Source organism: Nocardia shimofusensis NBRC 100134 (assembly GCF_001613125.1).
GTDB lineage: Bacteria > Actinomycetota > Actinomycetes > Mycobacteriales > Mycobacteriaceae > Nocardia > Nocardia shimofusensis.
In genome coordinates, this window is the sequence record NZ_BDBT01000057.1 from 1 (window position 1) to 7,442 (window position 7,442).

At 63.0% G+C, this 7,442-nt stretch carries 5 protein-coding genes and 2 pseudogenes; 4 read left to right on the forward strand and 3 right to left on the reverse strand.

What is annotated here, in order from left to right; genetic code table 11:
- Both NS3_RS27910 and NS3_RS27915 read left to right on the forward strand, forming a co-directional pair.
- Positions 1 to 364: integrase core domain-containing protein (locus NS3_RS27910; RefSeq protein WP_157101585.1), on the forward strand; the 364-nt coding region annotated here is incomplete at its 5' end.
- Positions 365 to 392: 28 nt separating this feature from the next.
- Positions 393 to 638, forward strand: a pseudogene (locus NS3_RS27915) (integrase core domain-containing protein); the annotation flags it as partial.
- Positions 639 to 645: 7 nt separating this feature from the next.
- On the opposite strand, the gene fxsT reads toward NS3_RS27915, so the two are convergent.
- The 3 genes from fxsT to NS3_RS27930 form a co-directional block, all read right to left on the reverse strand.
- Positions 646 to 3,312: an FxSxx-COOH system tetratricopeptide repeat protein gene (gene fxsT, locus NS3_RS27920; RefSeq protein ID WP_169811701.1), complete on the reverse strand. Its 2,667-nt coding sequence runs from the start codon at positions 3,310 to 3,312 to the stop codon at positions 646 to 648.
- Positions 3,313 to 3,392: 80 nt separating this feature from the next.
- Positions 3,393 to 3,866 carry a Het-E N-terminal domain-containing protein gene (locus NS3_RS27925; RefSeq protein WP_157101586.1) on the reverse strand — a complete coding sequence of 158 codons (474 nt, stop codon included), beginning with the start codon at positions 3,864 to 3,866 and terminating at the stop codon, positions 3,393 to 3,395.
- Positions 3,854 to 4,333, reverse strand: coding sequence for a hypothetical protein (locus tag NS3_RS27930; RefSeq protein WP_157101587.1), 480 nt, complete (start codon positions 4,331 to 4,333; stop codon positions 3,854 to 3,856). Before NS3_RS27930 ends, NS3_RS27925 begins: the two co-directional genes overlap by 13 nt.
- A 243-nt stretch (positions 4,334 to 4,576) precedes the next feature.
- On the opposite strand from NS3_RS27930, the gene NS3_RS27935 reads away from it, so the two are divergent.
- Positions 4,577 to 4,738: a hypothetical protein gene (locus NS3_RS27935; protein WP_157101588.1), complete on the forward strand. Its 162-nt coding sequence runs from the start codon at positions 4,577 to 4,579 to the stop codon at positions 4,736 to 4,738.
- Between the two features lie 720 nt (positions 4,739 to 5,458).
- Positions 5,459 to 7,442 (forward strand): annotated as a pseudogene (locus NS3_RS30475) (DUF4158 domain-containing protein); the annotation flags it as partial.

Sequence of the window (7,442 nt, forward strand, 5' to 3'; positions counted from 1 at the left end):
CCTCGACCAGGTCGTCACCACGACCGGCCGGAGACCGGTCTATATCCGGATGGACAACGGCACCGAGATGACCGCCCACGCCATGACCGACTGGTGTCGCTTCGCCGGTGTCGATCCGGCGTTCATCGACCCCGGCTCACCCTGGCAGAACGGGGTCTGCGAGTCGTTCAACGGCCGGTTCCGCGACGAATTCCTCACCTGCGAGACTTTCACCTGCTTGACCGAAGCCCAAGTCCTTGCCGAGGACTGGCGCATCGAGTACAACACGTATCGGCCACACGGATCGCTGGGCTTCCTCACCCCGACAGCGTTCCGTCAGCAATGGTCACCGACCGAGTTCAACCAACCACTGCAACTCGCATGATCGGTGGACCTGCAACCGGGGCCCAGTCAACTGGGCCGGCGAGCGAGTCGGTTTGGCGTTCATCCCACCCGGTCAGCCCTGGCGCAACGGCTACATCGAATCCTTCAACGGTCGCTTGCGCGACGAATGCCTCAACATCAACAGCTTCTGGTCCCTCACCCAGGCCAGAGTCGTAATCAGTGACTGGAAGGCCGAATACAACCACCGCCGAAGACATTCCGCGCTGGGCTACAACACCCCAGCCGGATACGCTGCAACCTGCATCCACCGATAACCGGCTCTCACACCCGGTGGACCGAATCACGGGGTCCCATCAACCGGTTCAAGATGCGATAGGCGACGTCGCGACTCGTACGAATCTGTTCAGTCAAAGGATGGTGAACTCCGAGCGACTCGATACTACGGACAAGACTTGGCTCCAACACCATGATCGCCGCAGGTATTTCATCAGCTATGAGCAAGGCGTAAGCGAGATCATTCGCTGCGGCGAGAGTGTCTGGATGGTTCGAGCTAGTCCTCTCCATGCATCGTTCGAGATCGACTTGGCGCAAACGAACAGCCTCGAAGGGTCGGCCTACCTCCAGATATACGTCAGCCAGGCAAGCGAGCGACTCGCGGGTATGCGGGTGGTTCATACCGAGAACTCGTTGGCGGTCCGCGAAGCAGCGTTCGAAAAGTAGTATTGCTCGATCGACGCTTCCGTCCCGCTCGTAAGTTACTGCGAGATTATGCCGAGTGGTGAGGGTCTGAGGGTGGTCGGGCGGGAGGGTTCTCTCGCAGTCGGCCACCCCACGTTCCAGAGTGGCGACTGCGATCTTAGTGTGACCCTGCGACAACAGAACACAAGCAAGACTGTTCCGACTTATCTGGGTGTGTGGGTGATCGATACCCAGAATGCGCTCTCGGTCCGCCAGGTTACGCTCGTGAAGGGCCTTGGCCTTATCGAGTTCCCCGGCAGACTCGAACGCACCCGCCAAGTTGTGACGCGAGATCATCGTATCGGGATGTTCTGCGCCCAGGATATTTTCCCGATCGATGAGATTGCGCTCGAAGAGCGCGATGGCTCGCTGCGGTTGCCCGGCGTCCTCGTAGGCACTGGCCAAATTACTTCGAGAAACAAGGGCACCCCGGTTATCTGGACCGAGAAATTTTAAGTTGTCTTCCAAGACGTCTTCTAGGATACCGATGGACGTCGCGGGGTTGCCGGCTTCTCGATATACGGCCGCGAGGTTGTTACGACAGGTGAGGGTCATTTCATGCCGTGCGCCGAGCGTACTTTCGCAGTCGAGAAGCACGTCTTTGTAAAGGTGTATGGCTCTGTCCAGTTGCCCCGCTAGACGGTGCGCAGCGGCGAAGTTGATCCGCGCGGTCAACGCGTCGGGGTGGCGAGGGCTCAGTGTCCGCGCATATGTGGCGATGTTTGCTCGAAGGAGCGCGATGCTCCGCCGGTGCTGTCCTGCACTGCAGAGGACCCCGGCAAGATGGGTAGACGATGCCAGAGCATCGGGATGGTCCGGTCCAAGGACGAATTCCTGATCGACGACGGTATCCTCAAGCATCTCTGCGGCGACGTCCAGTTTGCCGGAAACTGCAAAGGCGTGGGCAAGATTGCGGCGAGCGATAAAGCTCAGCCTGGAAGAGTTGTCCAGTTCCTGCTCGCAGTCACGCACTACACGCTCACCCATGTCTATTGCACCGGCGAGATCGCCGGTGCGGTCGGCGAGGCGTGCGACCGCCGCGGCTCGTAGGCTAAGCGTCGCGTTGAGCAGTTCGTCCTTGCCACTTCCGTTTACGAGTGATTCCCAGAGCCTCTCGAGATGCGTTGCGGCAGCGATGATGACAGCGGTGTCGGTGATGCCGCTGTCTTTGCTCAGGTCCGAGGACAACAGGCTCAACGCGCCAGTGACAAGTGAGTCTCGCTCGCTGACATCGATCCAACGCTCTCGTACCACTCTGCCGATTAGGCGGTGCATGCGAAGAGCTTTCGCGCCTATGACGTCTGTCAGAATCGATCCACGAACACATCGCTCGATGGCGGCCTCGAGGGCTTCGGTTCCGACGAGGGGGATGCGGAGGAGCAGTGCCTTGGTTGTGCCTTGCGGTGAAAACAGCGACATGATTTGGAGGAGTCTGCGGGAGGCTCCGCTGGGATCAGCCTGCACTACGCTCTCGATCGCCAACGATAAGGCTTGTTCGGTGTGAAGTGGGTAGCTCAGACCGGGGCGGCGGCGCAAGGCCTCGGCGACCGACCTTTCAAGAATTCGTAAGTATTCGTGGTAGTCGTAGTTGCGTGCTCGTATCGTCGCCGCGGCGGCGGTCAGCGCCAACGGAAGGTCTCCGAGCTGGTCGGCGACTCTATCCGCCGCGCCCGCCACGTCGGGCAATCCAGTGCGATCGCTCAGATACGCCACCGACTGTTCGCGTAGGTACGAACCGACCTTGACCTCGATCCCAACCTCGGAGAACTGCTTGTCGGTACTGGTGATGAGGATCTGTGTAGATCCGAGCGATTTCAGGAGGTTCTGCAGCTGATCGGGGTCGTTCGCGTTATCGAAGATCAGCAGTTTCGATCCATGCGCAGCGGCAAGATGTTCACGTAGCCTCCGCTGCGACCGAGCGGGGTCACCGTCGGGGTCGGACACATCGAGTTTCTCGGCCAGCTCCGCCAAGCCCGCAGACAGTTCCAGCCGTGTTTCAGCGTTCAACCAGGCCACGACCGCAAAGTCGGCGTCAATGCACCGCTGCGCGTACGCGGCGGCAATCTGCGACTTGCCCGCGCCACGCATGCCAATCAGCGCACAGATCCGCGGATATGACTCGGAGGCGAGGATCGAGGCTACCTCCGCGTGCTGTGTGCGGTCGACGAATCCAGGTGGCGCCACGGGGATTTCGCCGACGACTAGTTTCTCGTTGACCGGCGCCAGCGGGTAGTGGTGATGTTGAGTCACCCCAAGCATCATGTGAGTTGCCTGGACCTCCGACATGCTGATCAGAGGTGTGGTTGGGGAATGCGCGGTAGCGGGAGCTGCTACCGCGCCGAATGAGGAGGGCTGTGCGGTTCCTCCAGCCCCGCATTCACCTCTCCGATATCGAGAACACCGTACCGGCCGCGCGTGATTTGCACACCAGTGCTTCGTTCGCCCCGTGCGTTGATCCGCTGAACCCGCAACACCGCAGCCTCGACATCCGCGAGATTGACACCGATCACCGTGCCGACCTCGGGTGAGCTGGCTCGAACCGCTTCGATGACTTGCTGGGAAGCATCTAGCAGCTCGGTGTCGGTGTCGGCCTTCTCGTCGATCAAGTCCTCTTCGAGCGACTTCCGCTTGGCATCCGAGCCTGGCTTCTGCTCCAGCGGCGCCAGGTCAATGCCGCTATAGCGTGTGCTGAGGAGCCGCTTCAACGTTGCGTAAGCATCGATGACGGCTTGCTTTGCCGAGTCTGTCATGCCCGCCGCAGCGCCGACGGCGACAGCGGATGCAATGATAGTCACTGGTTCCATTGAGGACTTCCTTTCGTCGAGACTGCAGGCCCGAGTGTGAAGTAGTCGATCGCCGCATCAGACCGGTCACGGAGCTCGGTGTCTGTAAGGCCGACGTATTCAGCCATCTGGTTCAGCGCGGGTATCCATCGCTTCAGCAACAAGTCATTCAGCCTAGGGCCGAAGTGCTGCCTTTTGCCCTCGTCGGTGAGAAACGGCGGCAGGAAGCACAGCGCGATCATCTGCAGTGAAGCGCTGTGAAGCGACGAGAAGAAGAGCCAGTAAGGAAACGCCTCGTCCAAGTGCCTCACGAAGCTACGAACCAGATCCATCTCGAACAGTTCGGTAGGCGTGTGGTCGTAACCATGGATGGCAAGATCGACGGCACCCATCGCCCGCCTGGCTTGTGTCGGTGACGTCAGTACCGCGCTGAGTACGTCAAGCGTTGGCTGTATGTCGCCGTTCTCAACGTCCTCCCGAGCGGCCACGACGGTCAACCTGTCATGTCGAAAGATGGTTTCCCCCTTCGCCTTCCATGTCCAATTGACCACACTATATGCAAACAACGCAGCACGGAGCATGAAGTCGAGTCGCAATCATTCGGCTGCCCACTCGCTAGCCCAGTCCGCGGACATCGGTACCCATGCGAAACCTACGAAACGCTGTTCGGGCTGTGCGCCGCGCAACCCGCCACCAGTTTGGTACGGGGTATCTACCGGTACGGCGACACCGTGTTCAACCGGTACCAGCTCGGCTTGCTCCTGGATGAGGTCGAGGGGATCGAGGCAAGGGCCGAAGCCGGGCGGCAAGCTGTCGACCTGCTGAGGCGGGCGGCGTCGATCGCGCTCCGCGCCAACGGGTATCTCCTGTTCGTCGGCATCGCCCGCTCATAACTGATAATCCGCTACGATCACCAACAGCCCGCCCAAACCCGCAGGTCGTCCCCGTTATCACGCTCCACATGCCCTACCCGGGCGCAAGCGATTTGGGCGGTTGACCGACTTTCGCAGGGCATCGCGATCCCTCAGACAGCATAAGCACCCACCGATGACCAGGCTTTTTCCAGTTACCCATGCTCTGCGTCTCCCGCCAAGGGCTCCAACCTGCGACAGTCAGCCACCCACGACCAGTAGTTTTCGCTGGTGCAGCACGTGTGCGTAGTGGTCGACTCCCCCTTCGGACACCAGCGTTGACCCCCGTACCTCGCGTTGCGCCGCGAAGATCTGCACTTGCATCGCTTACCCCGCCAATGCTGTTGTGCAGCTGAGCTATTCTGCTGCGCAGGATGGGGGCAGGTATTGCCGCAGCGGGAAGTCGCCGATCCTGCCCTCGATCCAGCCGTACACGAAGTCTTCCAGAGTGCGGCAGTCCTGCTCGGCAGCGGTGGCAGCGTCGCCGATCTGGCGGGCTGCATCGATGCAGGACAGGCGAAGCCCCGTCGACACACCCAGTGCAGCCGCCGAGGTAGGGGTTCCGGTAGTAACCGCCGAAAAACCAACGGATATGGCGTAGCCGCGGCTGATTGCTGGTTAGGGCCCGGTTCGGCCTGCGGTGGAGGCGGACTACTGGTTGGCTTGGCTCCCAACGTGGTTGGTTGCTGGAAGGTCGGTTTCGTGGCGACGCGGGTGTTCGCGGATGAGGAGTTGGCGCGTCTGCGGGAGTTCCCGGAGATCGGCCGCGAGGAGCTGTTCCGGTTCTTCACGCTCTCGCCGGCGGATCTGGCGTTCGTCGATCCCGGCCGCGGTCGTGGTCCGGCTGATCGGCTCGGGATCGCGATCGCGTTGTGCACGTTGCCGTGGCTGGGATTCGTGCCCGATCGTGTGGTGACCGCCCCGCCGGTCGCGGTAGCGCGGCTGGCCGAGCAGCTGCGGCTCGACGGCACTGAGATCCGTTCCTACGGCCGCCGCGCCCAGACCCGCACCGACCATCTACGCCTGGTCGCTCAGTATCTGGGCTGGCGGGCGGCGGGTGCGCTCGAACTCGAGGAGCTCGACGAGTTCCTGCTCGCGCGGGCGATGGAACACGATTCCCCGACCCTGCTGTTCCGGTTGGGGTGTGAGTATCTGATCTCGGCGCGGGTGATCCGGCCCGGTCCGGTGAGCATGGTCGAACGCGTCGCCCACGCCCGCGAGCAGGCCCAGCGCGAGACCTACGACCGTCTGGCCCACGAGTTCACCCCGGCCCGCTGCGCCGAGTTGGACGCACTGCTGACCACCGATGTCTCGCTGGGGGTTTCGCGGTTGCGGTGGCTGTCGACCGGGCCGGTGGAGGCGTCCGCGGCTGCGGTGCGCGCCGAGGTCGACAAGCTGGCGTTCCTGCGCGGCCTGGGTGCCGACCGGCTCGATATGTCGGTGCTGCCCGCCGAACGACGCCGGTTCCTGGCCACGATGGGGCGCCGGTTGACCCCGCAGGCGTTGGAACGCCGGGATCCGCAGCGGCGGTATCCGATCCTGCTCACCGTGCTGGCGCAGTCCGGAACCGACGTGCTCGACGAGGTCGTGGCCTTGTTCGATCAGGCGATCTCGGCGAAGTTCGGTGCCGCCGAACGCCGTATGCAGCAGGAGTTGGCCGAACGCGGCAAATCCGGAGAGGACCGCCAGGCCCTGCTGGACGACCTCCTGGCGATCGTGACCGATCCTGCGGTGGCCGATGAGGAGATCGGTGCGTTGATCCGCGGCGATGCGATCGGGTGGGAACGTCTGCGGGCGGCGATCGCGCAGGCCAAACCCCGGTTGCCGCGTGATCACGGGCACCTGGCCGCGCTGGACTCCTCCTACAATTACCTGCGTCAGTTCACCCCCCGCGGTGCTGTCGACGGTGGAGTTCGCGGGCGGGACCGCGGCGACGGAGTTGTGGATCGCGGTCGCGATGCTGCGTGAACTCAACGCGACCGTGCGGCGGAAGGTGTTCGACGAGGCCCCGACCGGGTTCGTGCCCGCGAAGTGGCGCGGCTACCTCGACGCGGCGCGCAAGTCCGGCAGCGCTACCGCCTACCGGCACTACTGGGAGCTGTGCGTGCTGCTCGGGCTGCGCAGCGGGGACGTGTACGTGCCCGGCTCACGCCGCTACGCCGACCCGGCCGCCTACCTGCTCACACCGCAGCGGTGGGAACCGCAGCGCGGCGAGTTCTGCCGTTTGGTCGGGCGATCGGCCGATCCCGGCGTCGCCCTGGCCGCCGTCGTCGAAGAACTGCACACCGCGGTCGATGAACTCGAGACCGTGCTCGCCGAAGGTGAGGGGCCGGTACGCCTGGACGGCGAGTCCGGGGATCTGATCATCTCCCCGCTGACCGCCGAGGACGTTCCGGCCGAGGCGATCGCGCTCAAGGCCGAGCTGACCGAGATGCTGCCGTTCGCACCGATCGTGTCGTTGCTGATCGAGCTGGACAAACGCACCGGCTACCTGGACTGCTTCACCCACGCCGGCGGCCAGGCCACCCGCACGCCGGAGTTGAAGCGCAACCTGATCGCGGTGCTGCTCGCGCACTCGACCAACCTCGGGTTGACCCGGATGGCCGAGGCCTGCGGCATCTCCTACGACATCTTGTCCTGGACCGACGAATGGTATGTGCGCGAGGAAACCCTGCGCGCGGCCAAC